At 74.7% G+C, this 22,948-nt stretch carries 23 protein-coding genes; 8 read left to right on the top strand and 15 right to left on the bottom strand.

Going from position 1 to position 22,948, the window contains the following annotated elements:
- Nucleotides 1-55 precede the first annotated feature (55 nt).
- Nucleotides 56-1,129 (top strand): hypothetical protein, encoded by a 1,074-nt coding sequence (locus O7628_RS19700; RefSeq protein WP_278132622.1) that lies wholly within the window; start codon nucleotides 56-58, stop codon nucleotides 1,127-1,129.
- On the opposite strand, the gene O7628_RS19695 is transcribed toward O7628_RS19700, so the two are convergent.
- Complete coding sequence (locus O7628_RS19695) at nucleotides 1,116-1,394, bottom strand: adhesin (protein ID WP_278132621.1); 279 nt, start codon at nucleotides 1,392-1,394, stop codon at nucleotides 1,116-1,118. The genes O7628_RS19700 and O7628_RS19695 overlap by 14 nt on opposite strands.
- A gap of 240 nt (nucleotides 1,395-1,634) precedes the next feature.
- Here O7628_RS19695 and O7628_RS19690 point away from each other — a divergent pair, with 240 nt between their 5' ends.
- A complete protein-coding gene (locus O7628_RS19690; protein WP_278132620.1) occupies nucleotides 1,635-2,360 on the top strand; it encodes an aquaporin in 726 nt (241 codons plus the stop codon).
- A gap of 292 nt (nucleotides 2,361-2,652) precedes the next feature.
- Here O7628_RS19690 and O7628_RS19685 read toward each other — a convergent pair whose 3' ends face one another.
- The 3 genes from O7628_RS19685 to O7628_RS19675 form a co-directional block, all read right to left on the bottom strand.
- Nucleotides 2,653-2,991, bottom strand: coding sequence for a hypothetical protein (locus O7628_RS19685; RefSeq protein ID WP_278132619.1), 339 nt, complete (start codon nucleotides 2,989-2,991; stop codon nucleotides 2,653-2,655).
- A gap of 119 nt (nucleotides 2,992-3,110) precedes the next feature.
- Complete coding sequence (locus O7628_RS19680; RefSeq protein WP_278132617.1) at nucleotides 3,111-4,055, bottom strand: hypothetical protein; 945 nt, start codon at nucleotides 4,053-4,055, stop codon at nucleotides 3,111-3,113.
- 389 nt (nucleotides 4,056-4,444) lie between these two features.
- On the bottom strand, nucleotides 4,445-5,038 hold the full coding sequence (locus O7628_RS19675) for a pentapeptide repeat-containing protein (RefSeq protein WP_278132615.1): 594 nt from the start codon (nucleotides 5,036-5,038) through the stop codon (nucleotides 4,445-4,447).
- 66 nt (nucleotides 5,039-5,104) lie between these two features.
- On the opposite strand from O7628_RS19675, the gene O7628_RS19670 reads away from it, so the two are divergent.
- Together O7628_RS19670 and O7628_RS19665 are read left to right on the top strand one after the other, a co-directional pair.
- On the top strand, nucleotides 5,105-6,337 hold the full coding sequence (locus tag O7628_RS19670; RefSeq protein WP_278132614.1) for a serine hydrolase domain-containing protein: 1,233 nt from the start codon (nucleotides 5,105-5,107) through the stop codon (nucleotides 6,335-6,337).
- A 166-nt stretch (nucleotides 6,338-6,503) separates the two neighbouring features.
- Nucleotides 6,504-7,148 (top strand): NAD(P)H-binding protein, encoded by a 645-nt coding sequence (locus tag O7628_RS19665; RefSeq protein ID WP_178063643.1) that lies wholly within the window; start codon nucleotides 6,504-6,506, stop codon nucleotides 7,146-7,148.
- Nucleotides 7,149-7,166: 18 nt separating this feature from the next.
- Here O7628_RS19665 and O7628_RS19660 read toward each other — a convergent pair whose 3' ends face one another.
- The 4 genes from O7628_RS19660 to O7628_RS19645 form a co-directional block, all read right to left on the bottom strand.
- Complete coding sequence (locus O7628_RS19660; protein WP_278132612.1) at nucleotides 7,167-7,631, bottom strand: PPOX class F420-dependent oxidoreductase; 465 nt, start codon at nucleotides 7,629-7,631, stop codon at nucleotides 7,167-7,169.
- Nucleotides 7,632-7,654: 23 nt separating this feature from the next.
- A complete protein-coding gene (locus tag O7628_RS19655; RefSeq protein WP_074473608.1) occupies nucleotides 7,655-8,296 on the bottom strand; it encodes a hypothetical protein in 642 nt (213 codons plus the stop codon).
- Nucleotides 8,297-8,620: 324 nt separating this feature from the next.
- Complete coding sequence (locus O7628_RS19650; RefSeq protein ID WP_178063641.1) at nucleotides 8,621-9,304, bottom strand: hypothetical protein; 684 nt, start codon at nucleotides 9,302-9,304, stop codon at nucleotides 8,621-8,623.
- A gap of 87 nt (nucleotides 9,305-9,391) precedes the next feature.
- Nucleotides 9,392-10,816, bottom strand: a complete 1,425-nt coding sequence (locus O7628_RS19645; protein ID WP_178063640.1) for a DUF234 domain-containing protein — start codon at nucleotides 10,814-10,816, stop codon at nucleotides 9,392-9,394.
- Nucleotides 10,817-11,103: 287 nt separating this feature from the next.
- Here O7628_RS19645 and O7628_RS19640 point away from each other — a divergent pair, with 287 nt between their 5' ends.
- Nucleotides 11,104-12,306: an endonuclease gene (locus O7628_RS19640; protein WP_278132608.1), complete on the top strand. Its 1,203-nt coding sequence runs from the start codon at nucleotides 11,104-11,106 to the stop codon at nucleotides 12,304-12,306.
- 145 nt (nucleotides 12,307-12,451) lie between these two features.
- Nucleotides 12,452-13,303, top strand: a complete 852-nt coding sequence (locus O7628_RS19635) for an aldo/keto reductase (protein WP_278132607.1) — start codon at nucleotides 12,452-12,454, stop codon at nucleotides 13,301-13,303.
- 116 nt (nucleotides 13,304-13,419) lie between these two features.
- Here the strand turns inward: O7628_RS19635 and O7628_RS19630 are convergent, their stop codons facing one another.
- A complete protein-coding gene (locus tag O7628_RS19630) occupies nucleotides 13,420-14,508 on the bottom strand; it encodes an FAD-binding oxidoreductase (RefSeq protein WP_278132605.1) in 1,089 nt (362 codons plus the stop codon).
- Nucleotides 14,509-14,736: 228 nt separating this feature from the next.
- On the opposite strand from O7628_RS19630, the gene O7628_RS19625 reads away from it, so the two are divergent.
- Both O7628_RS19625 and O7628_RS19620 read left to right on the top strand, forming a co-directional pair.
- Nucleotides 14,737-15,645, top strand: coding sequence for a cellulose binding domain-containing protein (locus tag O7628_RS19625; protein ID WP_278132603.1), 909 nt, complete (start codon nucleotides 14,737-14,739; stop codon nucleotides 15,643-15,645).
- A 143-nt stretch (nucleotides 15,646-15,788) separates the two neighbouring features.
- Entirely contained in the window at nucleotides 15,789-17,216 is a 1,428-nt protein-coding gene (locus O7628_RS19620; protein ID WP_278132601.1) for a hypothetical protein, read from the top strand.
- Nucleotides 17,217-17,247: 31 nt separating this feature from the next.
- Here the strand turns inward: O7628_RS19620 and O7628_RS19615 are convergent, their stop codons facing one another.
- The 6 genes from O7628_RS19615 to O7628_RS19590 all read right to left on the bottom strand — a co-directional run bounded on the left by O7628_RS19615 (nucleotide 17,248) and on the right by O7628_RS19590 (nucleotide 22,864).
- Nucleotides 17,248-18,567, bottom strand: a complete 1,320-nt coding sequence (locus O7628_RS19615; protein ID WP_278132599.1) for an AAA family ATPase — start codon at nucleotides 18,565-18,567, stop codon at nucleotides 17,248-17,250.
- 18 nt (nucleotides 18,568-18,585) lie between these two features.
- On the bottom strand, nucleotides 18,586-19,434 hold the full coding sequence (locus tag O7628_RS19610; protein WP_278132596.1) for a sugar phosphate isomerase/epimerase family protein: 849 nt from the start codon (nucleotides 19,432-19,434) through the stop codon (nucleotides 18,586-18,588).
- 55 nt (nucleotides 19,435-19,489) lie between these two features.
- Complete coding sequence (locus O7628_RS19605) at nucleotides 19,490-20,092, bottom strand: hypothetical protein (protein WP_278132594.1); 603 nt, start codon at nucleotides 20,090-20,092, stop codon at nucleotides 19,490-19,492.
- 137 nt (nucleotides 20,093-20,229) lie between these two features.
- Complete coding sequence (locus O7628_RS19600; RefSeq protein ID WP_278132592.1) at nucleotides 20,230-21,963, bottom strand: HNH endonuclease; 1,734 nt, start codon at nucleotides 21,961-21,963, stop codon at nucleotides 20,230-20,232.
- A gap of 38 nt (nucleotides 21,964-22,001) precedes the next feature.
- On the bottom strand, nucleotides 22,002-22,532 hold the full coding sequence (locus tag O7628_RS19595; protein WP_278132590.1) for an FAD-binding oxidoreductase: 531 nt from the start codon (nucleotides 22,530-22,532) through the stop codon (nucleotides 22,002-22,004).
- The gene (locus O7628_RS19590; RefSeq protein ID WP_278132589.1) at nucleotides 22,529-22,864 is read right to left on the bottom strand and encodes a hypothetical protein; all 336 of its coding nucleotides are present in this window, start codon (nucleotides 22,862-22,864) and stop codon (nucleotides 22,529-22,531) included. The genes O7628_RS19595 and O7628_RS19590 overlap by 4 nt, the downstream gene beginning before the upstream one ends.
- Between the last annotated feature and the right edge of the window lie 84 nt (nucleotides 22,865-22,948).

Below are 22,948 nucleotides of genomic sequence, written 5' to 3'. Positions count from 1 at the left end.
CCCGGCATTTGCCGCAAGCCCTGTGACGAGGGCCGATGTGTCGCTACATTGAGGTATGGTGCCCGCCCACGGGGGCCGGGCGGCGGAACCGGTCTACCACCCCATCCTCGCCTGCCACCGCGGCGAACTGGAGGCGCTCCGCCACCTCGACAGCGCCACGGCCGCCCTGGTCGCCCCGGTCCTCGACGTGTCCATCGTGGACCGCGCCCTCGCGGAGGCGTTCACGCGGCTCCCGCCCGGGCTGTTGCCGGCGGTCGACGTCACCGCCCTGCCCGACGGACCGGACGCCGAGCTGGCCCGGTGGAACGTGCCGCTGGTGCCGGTGGCCGGGCTCGCGGACAGCGACGTGCGGCTGGCCGCGCACGGCGTGGCGGCCCGGGCGTACGCCGGGCGGTTGGTGGTGCGGCTGCGGGCCCGCAGCGACCGGTATGGCCCGGACGCCGCGACGGCCTCGGCGGAACGGATCTGGCGGCTCACCCGGCTCGTGCCCGAGCAGTGCGAACTCCTCGTCGACGCCGGGGACGTCTGCTGCCCCGCGGACGTCCGGCTGGCCGAGCCGCGCGTCCGGCGGCTGGTGGACTGGGCGCGGCGGCACGCCTGGCGGTCGGTGACGGTGGCGGCCGGTGGGCTGCCGCCGACCGGGTCCGGGTTCCCCACCGACGAGCCGGTCCGCCTGGAACGCTGGGACTGGCTGCTCTGGCTTCGGCTGGCCGATCTCGGCGTCCGGTACGGCGACTACGCGGTCGGCTGCGCGGTGCCCGGCGGCGAGCCGCTCTCCGACCGCCTGCCCACGGTCCGCTACACCACCGACCGCGAGTGGTGGCTCTACCGCTGGTCGCGGCGGGGCGGCCGGGGCGACGAGCGGGTGGCCGACCTGTGCCGGACGCTGGTGTCGGCGGCGCACTGGCCGGCGGGCGGGGCGACCTTCTCGTGGGGTGACCACGAGATCCTGCGTCGGGCCCGGCGGGTGGCCGGGGCCGGCTCGACGACGAACTGGGCGGCCTGGAGCACCTCGCACCACCTGGCCCACGTGCTGCACCAGCTCCGGCACGGCGGCGAACGCCGCCCCACCGCACGGCCCGCACGCGCGACGGGCCGGCGCGGCGAGGGGCCGGCTACTTCTCGGTGAAGCCGAACTGCACGATCCCCTCGTCGTCGACGGTGGCGTCGACCGAGGTGTCGGTGAGCAGGTCGGCGGCGTCGGAGTCGAGGAAGATCCGGGCGCCCTGGTGGTCGACCACCTGATCGCCCTGGACGGGCTCGGGCACCAGTTCGATGGTGAGCGAGCCCGCGTCGGTGTCGGCGGCGATGCGCAGGCCACCGCCCTCGGCGACGTCCTCCTGGGCGGCCAGGTCGCGGATCACCAGCACGGCGTTGTCGGTCATGGTCAGCATGGGGCACTCCTCGTGGATTCTCGGTGGCACCCGGGTGCGGACCGGGCTCGGCCCGCGGACGGTCACACGGGGGAGCTCGGGTGACGGCGGGGCCGTCACCGGGCGGAACGGGGCTGCTCGGCACGCGCCCCTGCACCCACCGTGCCCGCTGCGGTGGCATCCGTCAAATGGAACGAGTTCGATCGGGCCTTGCGACGGAACCGGCTCCGGGCTGCCCGGATGCTCCCTACGCTGGAGCCCATGGACGACGCGAGGCGGTACGCGGCCGAGTTCGTCGGCACCCTGCTGCTGGTCTTCTTCGGCGTGGGCAGCGCGGTCTTCGCCCAGGTCCAGGGCGGCGTGGTGGTGGTCGCGCTGGCCTTCGGCTTCATCCTGGTGGGGCTGGTCTACACCATCGGCCCGCTCTCGGGCTGCCACGTCAACCCGGCGGTGACCCTGGGGGTGCTGCTCTCGGGCAAGATCTCCCCGGTCGGCGCGGCGGCGTACTGGATCACGCAGTTCGCCGGGGCGACGGTGGCCGCGCTGCTCATCTGGGGGCTCACCCGCTGGGGTGGCGTGGCGGACCAGACCGGGGTGCTCGGCACCAACGGCTACGGCGCGCACATCAACCTGGGCGGCACTGCCGTGCTGGAGACGGTGCTGAGCTTCCTGTTCGTCCTCGTCGTGCTGGTGGTGACCAGCCGGGCCGAGCACGCCGGGTTCGCCGGGCTGGCGATCGGGCTGAGCCTGGCCGCCTGCCTCCTGGTCGGCCTGACCCTCGACGGCGTCTCGATCAACCCGGCCCGGTCGTTCGGCCCGGCGGTGTTCGAGGGCGGCACGGCCCTGCGGCAGCTCTGGGTGTTCGTCGTCTTCCCGCTGCTCGGCGGCGCGCTGGCCGCCCTCGCGGCGCCCCTCGTGGTGCGGCGCGACCCGCGCTACCGCGCCGATCCGGAGGCCCCCACCGGCCCCGCGCCCGGGACCGCCTGACGCGAGCCGGCGGGCCGGGGGACGGGGCCGGACCGGTCCGTCGGCGGGCCGGGGGACGGGGGCGGACCGGCCCGTCGGCCCGCCGCGGACCCCGGAACGCCGCCCGATCCGGCACTAACCTTCGCTCCATGGGCTTGGCCGGCAGAATTCTCCATGGCAGCATCAGCGCATGCAGCGTTGCGCCGCAGGCCCCGAGCGGGTGGAGGCGTCACCTGTCAGACCGGCCCGGGCCCCTTCCGGGTGCGGAGGAAGGGGCCCGGGCCCACGGGCGTCCCAGGGGCCGACGGGCGCGTCACGCGCCGGGGCGGTCCGGCGGGCGCACCGTGGCGGCCGGGTCGCCCCGTTCGATCAGCAGGTCTATCTCGGCGGCCCGCAGGCCGCGCAGGGCGAGCACGCGCCGGCCCCAGCGGTGCAGCCGGCAGGGGTGCGGGCTGGCGTCGTTGCGGCAGACCATTCCGCCGGACCAGCGCCGGGGCGCGTGCACGACGACCGCCCGCACCGCGAACTGGGCGTCCTCCCCCGTGACGTACGGCGGCAGCGGAATGTCCCACAGCCCCTCCCCGGACTCCTCTCGGGCGCCGGGGACGACGGCGGAACGGACGGCACGGGTGGGGGTGGCGGTGCGGCTCATCGGGCATGCCTCCACAGAGGACGGACGGACCAGGTAGGCGGACAACCTACGACCGTCCGGAGGCGGCCCGACGGACAAACTGTCCCGACCGGCAGGCGGGCCCGACCGCCCGCACCGGCTCAACGCAGCGCCACGGCCTGCAGGTTGACGTTGCCGCACCCGCCGAAGGTGGCCTCGACGGTCCAGGTGAGCAGCAGCTTCGTCCCCTTCGGGGCCCGGAACCGCACGGTGAACTCGGTGGTGTGCGTGGTGTGCGGGTCCTCCAGCCGGCGGACGGCCGTCCCGCCGCCGTCGGACAGCCGCGCCTCCAGCCGGCCGCGCGCCATCCACAGGCCGGCGTAGAGGCGCACGGTGCGGGCCTCGCCCCCACCGTCCACGGCGAGCGCGAAGCCGCTGCCGACGCCACAGGCGGAGACGCCTGTCGTGGTCGCCGTGGACGACGTCACCGGGGCACCGTCGCGCCAGCTGAACGTCTCCGGGCTGACGTCGTGGCCCACCCGGTCGCCGCGGCCGCCCTCGTCGGCGATCTCCCCCGAACCGTCACGCTTGCGGACCGTCGAGTCGGGGCCGCGCAGTCCCCAGTGGACCCAGTCCCGGGTGCCCGCCGCGGTCAGGTCGACGGCGGCCGGCACGTCGGCCTGGGCGACGTCGAGGTGGACCGCCGCCGGCTGCGGCGCCACCGGGCTCGACGGCGACGGCGGCGGCGGGGCGGTCGGGGTCCGCTGCCGGGGGCGCAGGCCGGGCGTGGCCGCGTCGGCGGGCGAGCCCGGCCGGTCCGCCACCGGGAACCCGCCGCTGGGCCGGCCCGCCGGGGCCGGCAGCACCGCCTCGTCGTCCGGGCCGGCGGCCGGGCCGTCCGGGGCGGCGGCATACACCCCGAGGGCGACGAGACAGGCGACGACCACCAGGCCCTCCACCGCCCACCGCCGGCGCTGCCGGGCCCGGGCCAGCCGGCGCTGCTCCGAGCGCGTCCGGCCGTCGACCGGCTCCCCGGCCCGGCGCAGCGGGCCGGACACCCCCCGCCCACCAGGATCGACGTCCCGCGTGAGGTCTTCCTGCGCCACCTGGCCTCCACTCCCCACCCGGTGTCCCGGTCCCGGCGACCGCCGCGCACCGGCGTGAGCCGTATCACGTTGGCACCACCCCCGGCCGGACGCCAGGGGTGTCCCGCCGGGCGTTTCCACTTCGTTACCGTCCGGTAGGAGCCGGCGCGCGACCGGCTCCCCAGCGACCGGGGCGGGCTGCGCCACGGCGCCGGGTCACCGGACGGGCGCGGGAACGTCGGCGGGGGTCAGCCGGGCGGGCGCCGACGTCGCGGCGAGACAGGCAGGGCGCACCGCGACGCGCCGAGGCGGTGGTGGCGCCGCCGGCTGCGCTGAGCGTACTGGAGGTCACGTTAAGCGCGAAAGCGGCGAAGTCCACGAACCGGGGCGGGCCCCGATTGAGTCGCCGGTCAGCCCACCTGGAAGCCGAGGGCCTGCGCCAGCAGCACCGCCTGCCCGGCGTCGACCAGCGCCCCGGCCCGCCGCACCGTCGTCGGATCCAGCGCCGACAGGTCGCTGCCCCGCAGGTCGGCGCGCACGAGACAGGAGCCGTGCAGCTGGGCCCCGGAGAGGTCGACGCCGGTGACCGTGGCGCCGGTCAGATCGGCGCCGGTCAGGTCCGCCTCGCGCATCCGGACGTCGGTCAGGCACACCCCGCGCAGGTCGGCGGCGGGCAGCGCCACGAACGACCAGTCGCCGCCGTCGACCCGCAACGGCCGCAGGTCACACTGGTCGAAGCTGCTGCCGACCAGCTTGCAGCCGGTGAACTCGGCCTCGAACAGGTTGCACCGCTTGAACACGCAGCGGGTGAAGGCCGAGTCGACGTGCCGGGAGGCGTTGAACGCCACGTTGCCGAAGACGCACTCCGTGAAGACCGCGCCGCGGCTGACCGCCTCGGTCAGGTCGACGTGGAAGAACTCGCAGCGCACGAAGTGCCGGTCGGCCAGGTCCTCGGCATACCAGTCGTCGTGGCGGAAGGTCGCGTCCTCGGTGGGCTCCGGCACCCGGCCAGCCTAACGGCGGCCACCGACGTCTTCCGCGCGGCGCGTACCGGCTAGTAGGTTCGGTGGGTGAGCCTGGCCCCCCGCACCGACCCCGACCGCATCGGCTTCGACCCCGCGCGGCTGGCGCGCATCGACGAGCACTTCGGCAGGTACGTCGACGACGGCCGGCTCGCCGGCTGGCAGATCGTCGTCACCCGCCGGGGCGAGGTCGCCCACGCCAGCACCTACGGGATGCGCGACCGGGAGGCCGGGCTGCCGGTCGAGCCGGACACCATCTGGCGCATCTACTCGATGACCAAGCCGATCACCTCCGTCGCCGCGATGATGCTGTGGGAGGAGGGCCGCTTCGAGCTCACCGACCCGATCGGCCGCTGGCTGCCCGAGTTCGCCGACGTCCGGGTCTACGACAAGGGGCCGGTGACCAAGCCGCACACGGTGCCGGCGGTCGAGCCGATCCGGATCTGGCACCTGCTGACCCACATGTCCGGCCTGACGTACGGCTTCGCCCAGGTCTCCGTCGTCGACGGCCTCTACCGGGCGGCAGGCTTCGACCTCGGCGTGCCCGCCGGCGCCGACCTGGCCGCCGCCAGTCAGGGGCTGGCCCGGCTGCCGCTGCTGTTCCAGCCCGGCACCGGCTGGAACTACGGGGTCTCCACCGACGTGCTCGGCCGGCTGATCGAGGTCGTCTCCGGGCAGCGGCTCGACGAGTTCCTCGCCGCCCGGATCTTCCGGCCGCTGGGCATGACCGACACCGGCTGGTGGGTCGAGGAGGCCGACGCCAAGCGGCTCGCCGCGCTCTACTTCCCGCACCCCGCGACCGGGCAGGCCATCCGCGCCGACGCGCTCGGCCGGCTCGCGCTTGCCGCGCCCGACTTCCTCTCCGGGGGCGGCGGGCTGGTCTCCACCGCCGCCGACTACCACCGGTTCACCCAGCTCCTGCTGCGCGGCGGGGAGCTGGACGGCGTGCGCCTGCTCGGGCCCCGCACGGTGCGCTTCATGACCCGCAACCACCTGCCCGACGGCCGCGACCTGGCCTCATACTCCCCGACCGGCTTCGCCGAGACGGTGCTCGACGGCATCGGCTTCGGCCTCGGCTTCGCCGTGGTGCAGGACCCGGTCCCGTCCCGGGTGCCGAGCAGCGCCAGCGAATACTACTGGGGCGGGATGGCCAGCACCGCGTTCTGGGTCGACCCGGTGGAGGAGGTCACCGCGCTGCTGTTCACCCAGCTCATGCCGTCGAGCACCCACCCGCTGCGACCCCAGCTGCGCCAGCTCGTCTACTCCGCCCTGGTCGACTGAGCCGGCCGGTGGTCCCGCCGCCGGCGGCGTCGGGCACGGCCGCGCGGCGGTATCGCGGGCGGCCGCGCCGGCGGTATCCGGGGCGCCTCGTCGGCGACGCCGAGGAAGCGCGGCCGGGATCGCCGGAACGCCGCCGCCGGGCCCGGCCGGCTCCTAGCCTGGGGCCATGAGCAACGTCGTGGTGTTCGGCGCCGGGGGCACGGCGGGGTCGCGGATCACCGCCGAGGCGGTCGCCCGGGGCCACCGGGTGACCGCAGCCGTACGCCGCCCCGAGGCGACCGGCTACCTGCCGGCCGGGGTCGACCTGGTCACCGGGGACGTCACCTCGGCGCACAGCGTGCGGGAGCTGGCCCCGGCCGCCGACGTCATGGTCGTCGCCGTCGGCGGCGACGAGGGCCGGGCGCTGTGGCGCGACGCGGCCGAGAACCTCGTCACCGTGCTGCGGGACGTGCCGAACCCGCCCCGGATCATCCACGTCGGCGGCGGGGCGACCCTGCTGACGCCCCGCGGCACCCCGTACCTGGAGGAGCCGGACTTCCCGGAGGAATACCGGGAGCCCGCCCTGGGCCAGGCCGACGCCCTGGCCTGGTACCGCTCGGCGGCCGACGGGGTCACCTGGACGTACGTCTCCCCGCCGCCGCTGGAGTTCCACCCCGGGGAGCGCACCGGCCACTACCGCACCGGCCTCGACGAGCCGGTGACCGACGAGCGGGGGCGCGCGGCGCTGAGCTACGAGGACCTGGCCGTCGCCGTCGTCGACGAGATCGAGAACCCGCGCTTCGAGAACATGCGCTTCACCGCCGGCTACTGAGCCGGCCGGGGTGCCTGCTCAGTCGGCGAGGCGGGCCGGGAAGCCGCCGGTGGCGATCGGTCCCCAGTCGTCGATGGTGACCCGGATCAGCGACTTGCCCTGCCGGACCATCGCCGCCCGGTAATCGTCCCAGTCCGGGTGCTCGCCCGAGATGCTGCGGAAGTATGCCACCAGGGGCTCCAGCGCCTCGGGCAGGTCGAGCACCTCGGCGGTGCCGTCCACCTGCACCCAGGGCCCGTCCCAGTCGTCGGAGAGCACGCAGGCCGAGACGCGGGCGTCCCGCCGGATGTTGCGCGCCTTGGCCCGCTCCGGATAGGTGGAGATCACCAGCCGGCCCTCGGGGTCCACCCCGCACGCCACCGGGGAGGACTGGGGGCGGCCGTCGGAGCGGGTGGTCATCAGCAGGACCCGGTGCCGGGGACGGATGAAGTCGAGCAGGGCGGCCCGGTCGACCCGGGTGTTGCTCGCGATGCTGCGTGCCATACCCGTTTCTACCAGCAGCGCCGTCAGCGGGGCCGGGCGGTGTTCCGCCCCGCCGTGGGCTGGGCGGGCACCCGGGGCCGCACGGTGGGCCGCCACGCCCGGCCGTTGGCGTAGATCACCCGGAAGCCCAGGTACGCCGCCAGCGGCGCCCAGTGCGCCGAGCCCATCCGCAGCTCGGCGGCGTTGTGCCGCTGCCCGTTGGCCAGCACGTCGAGCAGCACGGTCTCGAACGCCGCCGACTCCACCCAGTCGACCTCCCGGGTGAACCCGCAGATCAGGGCCGCGCCGGTCTCGTCGAGGAAGTCGCGCAGCACGGCGTCGGACGCCCGCAGCACCGAGCAGCTGCCGAAGTAGAGGCGGCGGCCGTCGCAGCGGCCGGCCATCCGTTCGGCGACGTCGGAGAGGTCGACCGAGTCCCAGTCGGTGAGGCAGAGGCGGCTCGGCTCACCGTGCATGGCGAAGAAGCCCACCCGGTAGTCGGCGTACTGCTTGAGCAGCCAGCGGTCGAGGAAGTAGAACAGCTCGTCGCGGGTCGCCGCGTCCTTGTGGATGAACCGGATCTTGCCCAGCCGTTCGAGGAGCTCCAGGGTCGGCAGGACCGACCCGCGCTCGTTGAGGTCACGGTGCCACTGCCCCTCGACACAGAAGACACCACCGCGCGCCACCAGCCACCTCCCCGAGCCCCCGCTGACGTTACCGCCAGCCGCCGCCACCTCGGGGATCACCCTCCGCACGAGTCGGCTGCGAGCTCGCCCCGTCCCGGCGTCCCGGTGTCCCGGTGTCCCGGTGTCCCGGTGTCCCGGTGTCCCGGCGTCGCGGCGTCGCGGCGTCGCGGCGTCCCGGCGCAAGATCGCGCTCGATCACGGATCGAGTGGCCTCCTGCGCCCCGCGAGACCACTCGATCCGTGATCGAGCAGGGCCTTGCCCGCACGGCGTCGGCCCGGTCGCGAGATGCAACCCCCACTACCGGGCCGACGCAACGTTCCCGGTCAGCTCGCCCGAGGCCAGGGCGGCGCGGCGGCGTTGGGCGGCACCGGCCGGCTGGGCAGGCCGGGCCGGGCTACGGGCCGCCCGGTGGGCACGGAGACCCGCCCAGGCGCAGGGGGCACCCGCCCCGGCGGCGTCGGCACCCGCCCGCCGGACGCGGAGACCCGACCCGGGGGCGTCGGCACCCGCCCCGGCGGTATCGGCATGCGCCCCGGCGGCAGCGGCGTGCGCCCCGGCGGCAGCGGCACCCGTCCGCCGGAGGCGGAGACCCGGCCCGGCGGCATGGGCGCGCGCCCCGCCGGGTTGCCCGCCCGGCCCGGGGGCGTCGCGCCCCGCCCGGACTGTGTGACCGCCGGGTGGGCGGCGGGCCGGTCGGCGCGCGACGGACCGGTCGCCGTGAACGGGAACGGCACGTGCACGAACGGGTTTCCGTGCCTGATCAGGGCATCGATCTGCCGCCCGTTGAGGCCGTGGGCCTCCAGCACGCGCCGACCCCAGCGGTGCAGCCGGCAGGGGTACGACGCCCCGTCGTTGCGGCACAACGCCCCCGACGGCCACTCCTCGGCGGCGTGCACCACCACCGCCCGGACCGCGAGCCGGACGTCCTCGGGTGTCAGGGACGCCGGGACCGGCACCTCACCCAGCACTTGGTCGATGGGATCCGTCGACTGCTCACCAACTCGCACGGCAGGCCTCCCGCAGCTCGGCAGCGGTGCGGCCGACCCGCCGCACCACATCCTCGCGCAGTGGTACGGCGCGCGGGGGCGATGAGTTCAATCGCGGTAGGCGGTCAGGAGATCCTCCGCCGACAGCGCCCGCACCCCGTCCACGTCGACACCGGCGCGCGACACCGCGACCAGTTCCGTCCGCTCGTCCGCGCCGGGCAGCAGCGACCGGTGCAGCAGCAGCCGCCCGAGGTCGTGACCGTCGAACGCACGCCGCTCCAGCCACTTGATCGAGCCCACGAAGGTCACTCGCCGGGCCACCGGCTCCCGGTCCGCGCCGACGAGGTCGATCTCGGGGTTGTTTGTCCTGGTCCAGAACCCGCCGATGGCCGATGTTCCCTCCGGCAGCCGGTCGGCGGGCAGCCGGCGCAACGCCTCCCGGACGGCGGGTTCGATCGCCCGCCCCCGCCAGGATGTCCAGGAGGTGGTGATCCGGGCCAGCGTCAGGTCGCCACGCCCCCGTTCGATCTCGGGCAGGTAGGGCCCGAGGAAGGACAGCCAGAACCGCAGGTACGGTTCGGCGACGACGTACCGGGTCTCCCGCGACGGCTGGGTCGACAGCGGAACGAGTGCCTCGACGATCCGCTTGCCCGTGAGCAGCCGGAGCGCGCGGGTCAGGGAGGCCTGCGGAAGGTCGCCCGCCGCCCGGGCGATCAACGAGAAGGTCCGCTCACCGGAGCCGATCGCCCGGAGCACCAGATTCGCCTGGGACTGGGGCGGAAACTCGGCGGCCAGGGCTCGTTCCGCGCTCACCAGCAACGCGGACGTCGGGTCGACGACGGCGTCGGCGAGGTACTCCGTCGGAGAGGCCCCTGGGGGCCATTCGTCCAGGATCAGCGGCAGGCCGCCGGAGACGAGATAGGCGTCGAACGCCTCCGGCGCCGGCAGATCGAGCATCTCGGCGACGTCCGCCGGGTTCAGCGGTGGCACGACCATCTCGGTTGCCCGCTGGTGGAACGGCCGGCCGTAGTCGTTGAGCGCCTCCATCATCGCGAGGTCGGAGCCGACGCAGATCAGCAGGACCGGCCGCCGGGAGAACTCCCGGTCGAACACCTTCTGCAACGTCCCCTCAAAGCCCGGGTCCGTCGCGATCAGGTAGGGCATCTCGTCCAGGACGACCACAGCGGGTCGGTCGGCGGGCAGAGCTGCCGCCAGGAGAGTGAGGGCGGCGTCCCAGGTGGCGGGTTGTTGCGCGGTGAACAGACCTGCGCCGGGCAGGGAAGATGCTCGGGCGGCCTCGACGAACAGGGCTAGGTCTGCGGCGACAGTGGGTTGAGCCGAGGCGGTGAAGAACAGGTGAGGGACGCTGGCACGTTCGACGAACTCCTCCACCAGACGCGACTTGCCGACCCGGCGACGCCCCCGCATCAGCAGTGCCCGGCCGGGCCGACCCGCGCGACCGCCTCGGCTGACCCGTCCCAACATCCCGTCGAGCGCGGTGAGCTCCCGCTGCCTGCCGACGAATCCGTGCACCCCGCACCCCCAAGACACTCATCCGTGAAACAACCAAGTTTGAGGGTATCAGGGACGACACCAAGGCCATGGCGGTCAGGTGGCGACATCCGGGGCGGATGATCACGCGATGTCGCCGACATGGAGTCGATCAAGTGCGCGCGGCCGGGCTGGTCCCGACGCTGCGCCGCGAGGTGCCCTGAGGTGCGGCGGGCCCCAGGCACGCGGCCGTGGGCAGCGGTTTCACCCCCGTAAAGTTTCCCGGCGCTCTCCCGATGTTCACACCAGCGCCGATAGCATCGTCGACCATGAATACAAAGAGCGTCACCCGCTCGCGATCCGGGCGGCTGATCACGGCGTTCGCACTGGCCGTCACGATGGTGGCACCCGTCGTGGCGAGCACCTCCGCGTCGGCGGCGACCACGCTGACCGTGGCACAGGCGCTGGCCGCCCAGGACGGGCGCACGGCCACCGTCACCGGGTACGTCGTCGGGCAGCCGACGGCGACGAACACGGTGATCACCTCCGGCTACACGGCGGACACGGCGATCGCCATCGCCGACAGCGCCGCCGAGACCGGCACGGGCAGGATGCTCTACGTCCAGGTGACTGCCGCGTACCGCAGCACCTTCGGGCTGCTGACCAACCCGGGGCTGCGCGGCAGGCAGGTCACCGCCACCGGGGCGCTGACCGCGTACTTCAGCCACGGCGGGCTGAAGAACCCCACCGCGATGAGCCTCGGCGGCGGCACCCCGAACCCGACGCCGTCGCCCACCGCGTCGCCCAACCCGTCGCCCAGCCCGACCGGCGGCGGCGGCCCGTACGACTCCACGTACTACGCCAGCGCGATCGGCAAGACCGGCGCCGCGCTGCGCAGCTCCCTGCACGCCATCATCAGGACGCAGACGAAGCTCAACTACGACCAGGTGTGGGAGGCGTTGAAGGACACCGACCAGGACCCGGCCAACGCCAACAACGTGCTGCTGCTCTACAGCGGCCGCTCGCAGAGCAAGACCAGCAACGGCGGCGACGCCAACGACTGGAACCGCGAGCACGTCTGGGCCAAGTCGCACGGCGACTTCGGCACCGCCACCGGCCCGGGCACCGACGTGCACCACCTGCGCCCCGAGGACGTCTCGGTCAACTCGACGCGCGGCAACAAGGACTTCGACACCGGGGGCAGCGGGGTGTCCGAGTGCGCCGGCTGCTATTCCGACGCCGACTCGTTCGAGCCGCGCAACGCGGTCAAGGGCGACGTCGCCCGCATGATCATGTATATGGCGATCCGCTACGAGGGCGACGACGGCTGGCCGAACCTGGAGATCAACAACTCGGTGTCCAACGGCACGTCCCCGTACCACGGGAAGCTGTCGGTCCTGCTCGCCTGGAACCTGGCCGACCCGCCGGACGCGTTCGAGAAGCGCCGCAACCAGGTCATCTACGATCGCTGGCAGGGCAACCGCAACCCGTTCGTCGACCACCCGGAGTGGGCCACCGCCATCTGGGGCTGACCCCGCCCGGGGCCACCCGGTTGTCGCGGATCACCCCGCCCCGGTCGTGAGATGGCGACCGGGCGGGGTAGGACAACCGGGTGGCACGGCCCGGCCGCGCAGCCTCCGCGCGCCCGGGCCCCTGACGATGGGAGAGACTGCCGACATGGCGAACACGGTTCCCGACATCGCGCTCAACGACGGCAACACCATCCCCCAGCTCGGCTTCGGCGTCTATCTGATCCCGCCGGAGGAGACCGCCGAGGCCGTCGGCCGGGCCCTGGAGATCGGCTACCGGCACATCGACACCGCCGAGATGTACGGCAACGAGGCCGAGGTGGGCCAGGCGGTGCGCGCCTCCGGCCTGGCCCGGGACGAGGTCTTCGTCACCAGCAAGCTGAACAACAGCTTCCACCGCCCCGACGACGCCCGCCGCGCGTTCGACGCCACCCTCGCCGCGCTGAAGATGGACCACATCGATCTGTTCCTGATCCACTGGCCGCTGCCCACCCGCTACGACGGCGACTTCGTCTCCACCTGGAAGGTCCTGGAGGAGTTCCGGCGCGACGGCCGGGCCCGCTCGATCGGCGTGTCGAACTTCCAGGTGCCGCACCTGGAGCGGCTGGCCGCCGAGGCCGACGTGGTGCCGGCGGTCAACCAGATCGAGGTGCACCCCTACCTCGGCAACGAGGACGTGCGCGCGTACGGCCACGCGCACAACATCCTCACCGAGGCATGGTCGCCGATCGCCCAGGGCGCGGTGCTCGACGACCCGAACCTCGTCGACATCGCCGAGCAGATCGGGCGCACCGTGCCCCAGGTGGTGCTGCGCTGGCACGTGCAGCGCGGCGACATCGTCTTCCCCAAGTCGATCGACCCGAAGCGGATGGCGGAGAACTTCCAGATCTTCGACTTCGCGCTGGACGACGCGACGATGGAGCGGATCACCGGCCTCGACCGGGGCGAGGCGGGCCGGCAGGGCCCGCACCCCGACACCTTCGACTGGTTGCCCGACTGACGACCACGTGCCCGACTGACCACCACGTGCCCGGCTGACGACCATGTGCCCGGCTGAGCGGGCGACCCCGGCGGCGGGCCTGCCACGGCAGGCCCGCCGCCGGCGCGTCCGGGCCGTCAGCGTTCGAAGGTGTCCGGCAGGTGGATGCGGTCGGCGGGCACCCCGGCGGCGAGCAGCCGCAGCCGCGCGCCGGCCACCATCGGCGGCGGCCCGCACAGGTGCACCTCCTGGTCGCCCGCGTAATGGCGCAGGGCCACGGTGAGCGCGTCGCCCCGCTCGGCGGGGCTGGCCGCCGGGTCGTGGGAGTACGCGGGCGCCACCGTCAGCCACTCGTGGGCGGCCTCCAGCTCAACGAGGGTGGCCCGGTCGTAGAGGTCGGCCGGGGTGCGCGCCCCGGCGACCAGCGTCACCCGCCGGCCGTCCGGGGCGGCGGCGAGCTGCTCGACGAGGGCGCGCAGCGGCGCCAGGCCGGTGCCGCCGGCGACGAGCAGCAGGTCGTGCCAGGGGCTCGGGTCGAGCAGCAGGCTGATCCCGCAGGGCGGGCCGAGCAGGAGCGGCCCGCCGGGGCGTACCCCGTCGACGAGGGTGCCCGAGACGGCGCCGGCGGCGACGGCGCGCACGTGCAGCTCGACGGTGCCGTCGGGGCGGGGCGCGTTCGCCGGGGAGTACCACCGCCAGGCCCCGGGCCGGCGCGGGTCGCAGACGGGCACCGCCTGCCCCGGCCGGTACGGCAGCGGCCGGCGCGGGCGCACGGTGAGCACGGCCACTCCGTCGGCGGCCCGGTCGTGGGCGACCACCTCGGCCCGCCACCACGCCGGCCCGTCGCCGACCCGGGCGGCGGCCCGGCGCACGGCGGTGACCGCCCGGCGCAGCCCGCGCTCCCAGCCGGCGGCGAGGGCGGCCGTCCACCGGGCCCGGTTCTCCCGGGCGACGGCGGCGAGCAGGGCGTCGCCGAGCACGTCGGCGTGCTGCGGCAGCAGGCCGACGCCCCGGTGGGCCCGGGCCAGCACGGCCAGCGCGGCGGCGCGCCCGGCCGGGTCGTCGACGCCACCGGCCAGCCGGCCGAGCGTGGCGAAGACCACGACGTGGTCCCGCTCGGCCAGCAGCCCGGGTAGGCGGTCACTCACGGTGTCCAGGAAGGTCGTGGCGGCCCGGTCGACGGCGGCGGCGGTCGCCGCCCAGGACGGGCCGAGGTCGGCGCTCACCGCCCGGATCGTCTCCGCCACCCTGACCGTCGGCCCCGCTCGCAGCTCCGTCGTCTCCACGGCGATGGGTACGGACGGTGACCATCGATGGTTCACCCCGTTGACCGAGGGCGATCGGCCGGTGACCGTCAGGGCGCCCGCGGCTCCGCCGCCCCTGGACGGTCGGCCGGTCGCGTCGGGCCGGTCGGCCATATCCATCGATAGTCATCTACTAATAGGATGCCGGCCATGCGTGCCCGTCGCGTCACCGCCGCAGCCGCCGTCGCCGGCCTGCTGAGCCTGCTCGCCGTCACCGCCGCCCGCGCCGCCGACGACCCGGCCCTCACCACGCCCGGCGCGCCGGTCGTCGTGGCCAACGAGCCGCACCAGCTCACCCTCGCCTGGACGCCGTCGACGTGGGTGGGCGAGCCGGGCGGCACCGAACCCATCACGTACGAGGTGCTGGTGCCGCTGGGCCCCAACACGTACCGGGGGCTGGGCAGCACGCAGACGCCCTCGATCACGTTGGCCGCCCTGCCGCCGGGCACCGAATACCAGGTGGCCATCCAGGCCCACACCATCGGCGGATACTCCGCCACGTCGGCGACCACCGACCTGCGCACCGCGTACGGCCGGGCGAAGGTCAGCTACCTCAACCTCGACTGGACGCCCACCGACAACCAGGTCCACTTCGTCGCGCAGGTCGTCAACACCGGCACGCAGCCGCTCGACCTGCGCACCGTGCGGATGGACTATCACCTGACCTTCGAGGGCGGCAACACGTCCCTCGTGACGGAGTGCGACTGGGCGGCGCTGGGCTGCGACCGGATCCAGCGGCAGCTGTTCTTCTACCTGCCGCCCGCGCCGCCGCCCCCGCCGCCGGGCAGCAGCCCCACGCCCGTGCCCACCGCGACGCGGTACCCGGTGCCGGGCACGCCCGTCCCCGGCCACGTCCGGCTCACCTTCACCGGCGGGACCCTCGCCCCCGGCGAGTCGAGCGGGCCCATCCAGCTCCGCTTCCACCGGCAGAACTGGACCGCCGTCGACGAGCGGGACGACCCGAGCTGGCGGGCCGCCACCGGCGTCTGGGCAGACAACAGCCGGATCACCCTCGACGTCGACGGCGTCCGCGAGTTCGGCGACCAGTACGCCGGCTGAACCCGGCCGGAACAACCTTCAAGTAGGTTGTCGGGCCGCTGCGCGTATCCCCCTGATTCGCCCCGCGCTGAGGTAGCTTCTACTCCGCGCGCGACACCCTTCTTGGACGACGCAATCCCGATCGTCCACATTCACTTTCCCTCGTGAAGGGCCCGACGGCGGACATGGGCGAACCCCTCGAACCTTACGTACCCGACCCCACGCTCAGGGCGGCGCTGGAGGACTTCGGGCAGCAGTGCGACCGGGAGATCAGCGTCCCGCCGCAGACGCGCCTCGACCGGGGCTACGGAGGCGGCACACTCTTCGTCGCGAGGCTCACCGAGCCTGCGCCGCCGGGCCGGGAGCCCACCCGGAAGGTCTTCGTCAAGGTCCTGCCGGCCCGTTCGCGGCAGCGGGAGGTGCGCGGCCAGCAGCGGCCGCGGGCCGCCCTGGGCGACTTCGCCCGGCAGCACCTCGCCGAGCAGATCTTCCCGCCCATCGACCTGCGCGACGGTCGCCGGCTGATGTTCCAGGAGACCACCGACGACGACGCCCGGATGCGGGGCCTCGACGAACTCGACGGCGAGGACCTGCTCGCCGCGTTCCGGGCCGTGCTGGAGGCGGTGCTGCACGAGTGGAACAGCGCCGCACCGGCCCCCGGACGCGCCGGCCCGCCGCACCGCGAGACCACCCTCGGCCCCTACCTCGAACGGGAGCTGCGGGCCGCCGGCGCGTGGGAGAAGATCCATCACGCGCTGGGCATCTTCGGCTTCCACAGTGACGCCGAGTCGCTGGTCATCGACTCGCGGCCCCTGCCGAACCCGCTGCGGACCGTCGACCCGGCATCGCCCCACCACCGCCGACCGGTCCGCTTTCACGCCGGCTTCGCCCACGGCGACCTGCACGGCGGCAACGTGCTCGTGCCCTGCGGGCCCGACGGCCGGCCGTACCCCGAGCGGTTCTCGCTGGTCGGGTTGAGCGCCGTCGACGCGGAGGCCCCGCTGACCCGCGACGTCGCCGCCCTGCTGCTGGCCACCGTGCTCCGGTACGTCCCGAGCCTCGACCACGACGGGTCCGAGGCGCTGGTCGACTACCTGGTCCACCCGCAGCGGGGGCGACCGGGCGCGCTGGTCGGGCCCGTCGCGGAACTCGTCCGGATCGCCGACGAGGTCGGCACCGCGTACGCCCAGCCGCTCGCGGGGCCGGCGACCTGGCGCAGGCAGGCCCGCCTATCCCTGATCGCCCAGGCGCTGACCTGCACGACCTTCGAGGACCTGCGACCCGACCGGGGCCTGTGGTGCCTCCGGCTGGCGGCGCGCGCCATGCAGGCGCACCTCGAGGAGAGCCCCGTCGCGCCCGCCGCACCGGCCACCGCCGTGGGCAGGTGGCCGGTGCGCCACCCGGCGACCCCCGGCCCGGGCATCGACGCCGCGCACCCCCACCGGCCGCCGGCCGCCGGCCCACCCGACCCCGACCCGAAGCAGGGCGGCTCGCCGTCCCGGGTGCTCGTGTGGTGCCTGCTCGTGGCAGCGCTGCTCGCCCTGGCCGGCGTCGCGGCGTGGGCGCTGGCCCCCGGGTCGGGCACGACCTGACCGGTCACGGCCACCGGCGGCCGGCGGCCGGTCAGGGCCGGCGCGGGTGGTGCAGGTGGTCGAGGATCGCCTGGTTGGCCTGCCAGCCGTCGGGGAACTTCACCGGCACGTCGAGGTGCACCGGCTCGGTCGACGGGTGGGCGTCGAGCAGCTCCGCGATGCCCGCCCGCGCCACCACCACGCACGCGTGCCGGTGCCGGGACGTCAGCACGCACAGCCGCCCCGACTCCAGGTGGAAGGCGGTCGCGTCCCGCCGGCCCGACAGCGGGTGCAGCACGATCGTCACGTCGTACTCGCGGCCCTGGAGCCGGTTGGCGGTGTCCACCGTGACGCCCGCACCGGCCGCGCCCAGGTGCGCGCGGATGGCCGCGACCTGGTCGCGGTGCGCCGCCCCCACGGCGATCCGGTCGGCGGTGACCGGCGCGCCGGCCGGCGCGTGCTCGGAGACGGCGACCGCGCCGCGCGCCAGCACCCGCAGCGCCAGCGCGGCGCACGCGGCGGCGGCCTCGGCGTCGGTACGCGGGGCGTGCCGCTGCGGCAGCTCGTACAGCGCCCAGCCCGTCGACGCCGCCAGCTCCACCGCCGCGTCGACGGCGTCCCCCGGCCCGGCGTCGGTGAACGCGAGCACCCGGTCGGCGCGGCCGGTGCCGGCGCGGAACCCGGTGAACGGATAGAACGCCGCAGCGACCACCGGGGCCGCCGACGCCGGCAGCCGCCACGACACCGGCAGCCGGTGCACCGGCAACTGCGGGTTGTGCCGCAGCAGCACCGCCACCGCCGACTGCATCGGATCCCAGGTCAGGCCCGTCCAGCGCACCGTCTCGACCGTGGAGAACGGGTCGAGCTGCCCGGGATCCCCCACGAACAGGGCCCGCTCGAACCTGCCGGCCACGCGCAACAACGCGTCGGACCGCATCTGGTACGCCTCGTCGACGATCGCCCACGGCCAGCAGCCCTCGGTGACCATGGCCCACTTGGCGGCCGTACCGATGACGACGGCCGGCCCGCCGAGGTCGGCGACCTTCGCGGCCACCTTGACCGTCGGGTGGTCCTTCACCCGGTCCGTCGGCCGGTATTCCGTGGCGGAGAGCCGGCCGATGCGCAGCCCCGGGGCCTTGCGGGCGAGCCGGTCGATGAGGTCGTCGACCTGCTCGTTGGTCTGCGCGACGATGATCAGCGGCTCCCCGGCGGCGGCCAGCTCGACGGCGGCGCGGACGACGAGGGTCGACTTGCCGGCACCGGGCGGCGAGTCGACGACGACGCCCCGGTGGTCACCGGAACGCAGGTCGGCCAGCACCGCCGTGACGACCCGCTCCGCCTCGACGGACGGCGGCACCTCCAGCCCGAGCATCGACCTCTCCCCCCGTGGTCACCGGAGATTACGCCCGGTCAGGCCGCGCAGGAACGCCAGCCCCTCGACGGCGAGGGCGTCGGGGTCGGCGGCGAGGGGCCGCCACACGGACATCGGCACGGCCAATCCCTCGGCGGTGAACGACTCGATGTTCACCTGGCCGCCGTAGCCGATGTCGCACAGGGCGTCGAACATCCCCGGCCAGTCGAGGTGGTCGCCGCCGGGCGTCCCCCGGTCGTTGCCGCACACCTGGACGTGCGCGAGGTGATCGCCGGCCAGCCGGATCGCGGCCGGCAGGTCGCGTTCCTCGATGTTCAGGTGGAAGGTGTCCAGCGCCAGGCCCAGCCCGGGGACGCCGTCCACCACCTCCAGCCCTTGTTCGACGGTGTTGAGCAGGCTCGTCTCGAACCGGTTGAGCGGTTCGAGGGCGATCGTCACGCCCTGCCCGGCCGCCTCGTCGGCCAGCGGCCGCAGCCGCGCCACGAGGCGGGCGGTGGCGGCCCGCCGGGCGTCCGCGTCGAGCAGCCACCGCCGGCCGGCCGGGGCGTAGAGCGGGCCCGCCACCACGGCCGCGCCCACCCGCCCCGCGACCCGCACGCAGTGCCGGACGAACTCTTCCGTACGCCGCAGCACCTCCGCGTCGTCGGCGAGCAGGTCGTGCCCGGGCAGCAGACCCGCGCAGACGGCGGGGGCCAGCTCCAGCCCGGCGAGCAGGTCGGCCGCCGACCCGGGATCCCAGTCGCCGGGCGCCTGGACGGTCAACTCGATGGCGTCAAAGCCCCACGCCCTGATCCGGGGTGCCAGCCGGGCGAGCGCCCGGTCGGTCAGCGGAGCCGCCCACGCCCACGTGTTGATGCCGATGCGCATCCGTACCCTCTCGCCGTCGCGATCATCAAGATCATCGACTGTAGAGGAACTCCGGTCAGGCGGCGACGCCGCGCCGGCCCTGGGCCGCGTCGCCCGGCGTCGGCAGCTCCTCCACGTGCTGCCACTCCAGGTCGCCGTTCCCCCGCAGCGCCGCCTCGCCCCAGCACACGCGGAGCAGACCGGCCTCCGAGTTGCAGGCGTACCCGATCAGCAGAACCTTCGGCTCGACAGGAAGCCGATCGAGGGCCTCCCGCAGCTCCGACCGACCGTCGGCCTCCTGATCGGTGAGCGGCATGAGCGGCAGGGTGTCCTGCTGGTAGCGCGGCTCCGGGCCGCACAGGGCGAGCAGGCCGCGGGCGAAGCGGCTGAGGGTGCGCCCCGGCCGGGTCCGCGCGATGTCGACGTCGCCCCTGCTGGAGTAGTGCCAGGGCAGCAGCAGGTGCCCCGCGCAGACCGTGATCCTGAACTGGGCACCCGGTGGCCGCAGGTCCGTCACGTCGGGCAGCTCCCGGAGATGATGGTGCAGTTCCTCGTACTGCACGAGCCAGCGCACGGACCCGAACGCGTGGTCGCTCGTCATCTCGGACGCCTCCCGGGCGTCCATGGCGCGCTCCACCGCCCGCTTGAGGGCCGCCGGGACGCGCTTGCGCAGCGCCACCGCCTGAGCGAACCCGAACCTCTCGATCGACCATCGCGACGGCCCGTCGGCAACACCCACACCGATCACCCCCCGTGTCCTGTCGCACACGTTCCGACATAGACGGTCTCACGAAGGTCGATGTCGGGCCAGGGGTCTCAGCGCATCCCGGCCACCTCCCGCCGATGGACGCGCAGCGCGGCGGCATCCGGGTGGTCCGCCGCGCGGGCCGGTGGGCGCAGCTTCCCGCCGTGCCAGCCCGCGTAGTGTCCCGCCTCCGCCTTGACCCGGACACGGAAGTCCTCGTCGACCCAGATCAGGCCCCGGTCGAAGAGGTTGTGCACGTCGGCCCGGAGCAGCAGACCGTTGGTCACCCGGTTCGTGGTCGGCCCGTCGTAGGGCGAGATGTGGGCAGCCTGGAGGGCGGCCTCGGTGTCGCAGCCGGTGATCGCGCAGCGTCCCCCGTACGCCTCGATGAGCCTGCGCCGGAAGTCGGCCTGCCCCTGGCGGGCGGTGACCTCCGCGAGCCGGCGGCGACGCCCCTCCGGCAGCCCGTCGGGCTGGGGTGCCCTGATCGCCTCCAGCGCGTCCGCGAGCCGGTCGCGCTCGGCCGCGCTCATCGCCCGCACGCCCCGCGCCGACCCGGCCGGCACGACGGGCACGCCCCGCTCGTCGTCGAGGATCCGACGGGTCAGTTCGGTGTCCCACCGGACCGCCACCCACCACTCCAGCCCGTCTTCCGCCGCCCGTCGACAGGGGTCGTCCCAGGCGACGCCCGCCGCGACGAGACGGGCGGACGGCTCGGCGGCGTACACCCAGATCCGGTCTCCGGTGGCGATCCGGTGATAGCCGGCGGAGAGCTGCCAGTCGACCACCGCCTCGGTGGAGAAGCACTCCCAGACGTCGCGGCTCCTCCCCGAAGGGCTGTCACCCATGTGCACCGGGTAGATCCAGTCGATCGGTTCGCGCCGGCCCAGCACCACGTCCGCGAGTGGCTGACAGTGCCCACGCGCGTGCAGGGTCCGGGATCGCAGCAGCGGCTCGGTGAGGGCGCGGGCGGCGAGGACGATCCGCTCGTCCCCGAGCGCCGCGATCAGGTCCTCAACGTCACCGGCGAGACATTCCTGGTCGGGCCCCGCATCGACGTACTCCGACCGCCAGGTGGTGAGGGCGGGATGGGCCGCCCGGAAGCCTGCGGGCGTCCAGTGCCGGTCGAGCACCGACCTGCGGACGACCAGGAAGCCCTCGGCCCCGGCACCGGCACCCGGCTCGGCCGGTTCGTGCAGCACGAACGTCTCCATCGTCTTCATGGAGATCGCCGACAGCCGTGGCGGGTTCGTTCTGGTGCTGGGCAGGCAGGAGAGCGCCCAGCGGTCCCGCTCCGTGGAAGCCGCGTCCGGCACGACCGCGTCGAGGTAGGCGCGGTTGGCGGCCACCACGGAGCTGAAGTACGGGCCGTCCGCCAACCGCTCGAAGCGGCTCACGGGATCGGTGGACGCGCCCCGCTGCCCCGAGCCCAGCCGGTTGAACCGTGGCGTGACCACGGTGAGCAACGCATCCTTGAGCGCCTTCGGGTCGGCCGCCTCCCGCCACCTGATCTCGCACCGGCCGAGCCAGGCGGCGATCTCGTCGGTGCTCGCCTGCCGGCCGAACTCCTCGTCGAGCAGCTCACCGACCTGCTTGTGCAGCACCGACGAGCCCCGGCTGCCCCGCAGGTGGGCGCGGAGCCGCTCCCGAAGGCTCCGCCCCGTCTCACCCACGTAGACGATGCCGCCGTCGAGGACGACGACGTGCGTTCCGGGCGCGAGCGGCGCCTGGGCGACCGTCTCCCGGGTGAACGGCATCGGGTCGGTGAAGGCGGCGAGCAGACTGTCGAGAGTGGAGTCCGGCATCCCGCGAGGCTACGCCGTCTGCTGCGGCAGGCTCCTTGTCAGGGCCGCCGGGTCGGGCAGGTGGAGGCGGCCCTCGGGCACCCCGGCGAGGGGCAGCCAGCAGCGGGCGATGTCGACCATGGCGGGCGGCCCGCAGACGTACACCTGCTGGTGCGGCCAGGGGTGGCGGCGACCTGCTCGACCAGGGCGCGCAGTGGGGCCAGCCCCGTGCCGCCGGCCACCAGCAGCAGGTCGCCGTCGCGCAGGTGCAGGCCGGTGTCCCGGGCCGGGCCGAGGCGCAGCAGGTCGCCGGGACGTACGTCCTGGACGAGGCCGCCCGAGACGGTGCCGGCGGCCACCGCGCGGACGTGCAGCTCGACGGTGCCGTCGGGGCGGGGCGCGTTGGCCGGGGAATACCAGCGCCACCGCCCGGGATGGCGCGGGGTCTGGACGGGGACGGCCTGGCCGGGGCGGTGGGGCAGCCGCGCCCAGGGGCGCAGGGTCAGGACGGCGATGCCGGCGCACGGCCGGTCGTGGCCGATCACCCTGGCCGGCACGCCGTCACCGGCCCACACCTCGGCGGCGCTCATCGGGCCACCGCCCGGCGCGCCTGGGCAATCCGCTCGCCCGGCAGGTCGGCCGCCCAGCACACCCCGACCAGGTAGTCACCGATCCGCCGGCGCTGCGCCTCCGACAGGCCGAGCCCACCCCAGGCGTCCGCCGGCTCATCGGCGAGCGCGGCGGTCAGGCTCGCCGTCAGGTGCGCGGCGATCCGATCCAGATCCACCCCGACGAGGTACGGGGACAGCTCCGCGTCCGCCGCCACCAGCCGCAGCCACCGACGGACGATCTCGGCCGGCGGCACGCCGTGACGCCCGTCGCCTGGTGGCCCCGTGGGGAGGTCTGCTGCGGTGCTGCCCATGGTGTCTGCGCCCCTGGATGTCGTGCCGGATGGAGTGGGTGCCGGGGCGGGCGGGGACGAGGTCGCGTCGTTCGGGTCGACACG

This window comes from Micromonospora sp. WMMD956 (assembly GCF_029626125.1).
GTDB classification, from domain to species: Bacteria; Actinomycetota; Actinomycetes; order Mycobacteriales; family Micromonosporaceae; genus Micromonospora; species Micromonospora carbonacea.
Note: the sequence above shows the minus strand (reverse complement) of the source record. Positions and strands in the feature narration are given on the sequence as shown.

What these genes read in the sequence shown, in the direction of transcription:
- O7628_RS19700 (WP_278132622.1), top strand. Translation starts at nt 56, where the DNA reads ATGGTGCCCGCCCACGGGGGCCGGGCGGCGGAACCGGTCTACCACCCC.
- O7628_RS19695 (WP_278132621.1), bottom strand. Translation starts at nt 1,394, where the DNA reads ATGCTGACCATGACCGACAACGCCGTGCTGGTGATCCGCGACCTGGCC.
- O7628_RS19690 (WP_278132620.1), top strand. Translation starts at nt 1,635, where the DNA reads ATGGACGACGCGAGGCGGTACGCGGCCGAGTTCGTCGGCACCCTGCTG.
- O7628_RS19685 (WP_278132619.1), bottom strand. Translation starts at nt 2,991, where the DNA reads ATGAGCCGCACCGCCACCCCCACCCGTGCCGTCCGTTCCGCCGTCGTC.
- O7628_RS19665 (WP_178063643.1), top strand. Translation starts at nt 6,504, where the DNA reads ATGAGCAACGTCGTGGTGTTCGGCGCCGGGGGCACGGCGGGGTCGCGG.
- O7628_RS19660 (WP_278132612.1), bottom strand. Translation starts at nt 7,631, where the DNA reads ATGGCACGCAGCATCGCGAGCAACACCCGGGTCGACCGGGCCGCCCTG.
- O7628_RS19640 (WP_278132608.1), top strand. Translation starts at nt 11,104, where the DNA reads ATGAATACAAAGAGCGTCACCCGCTCGCGATCCGGGCGGCTGATCACG.
- O7628_RS19635 (WP_278132607.1), top strand. Translation starts at nt 12,452, where the DNA reads ATGGCGAACACGGTTCCCGACATCGCGCTCAACGACGGCAACACCATC.
- O7628_RS19625 (WP_278132603.1), top strand. Translation starts at nt 14,737, where the DNA reads ATGCGTGCCCGTCGCGTCACCGCCGCAGCCGCCGTCGCCGGCCTGCTG.
- O7628_RS19615 (WP_278132599.1), bottom strand. Translation starts at nt 18,567, where the DNA reads ATGCTCGGGCTGGAGGTGCCGCCGTCCGTCGAGGCGGAGCGGGTCGTC.
- O7628_RS19610 (WP_278132596.1), bottom strand. Translation starts at nt 19,434, where the DNA reads ATGCGCATCGGCATCAACACGTGGGCGTGGGCGGCTCCGCTGACCGAC.
- O7628_RS19600 (WP_278132592.1), bottom strand. Translation starts at nt 21,963, where the DNA reads ATGCCGGACTCCACTCTCGACAGTCTGCTCGCCGCCTTCACCGACCCG.
- O7628_RS19595 (WP_278132590.1), bottom strand. Translation starts at nt 22,532, where the DNA reads ATGAGCGCCGCCGAGGTGTGGGCCGGTGACGGCGTGCCGGCCAGGGTG.
- O7628_RS19590 (WP_278132589.1), bottom strand. Translation starts at nt 22,864, where the DNA reads ATGGGCAGCACCGCAGCAGACCTCCCCACGGGGCCACCAGGCGACGGG.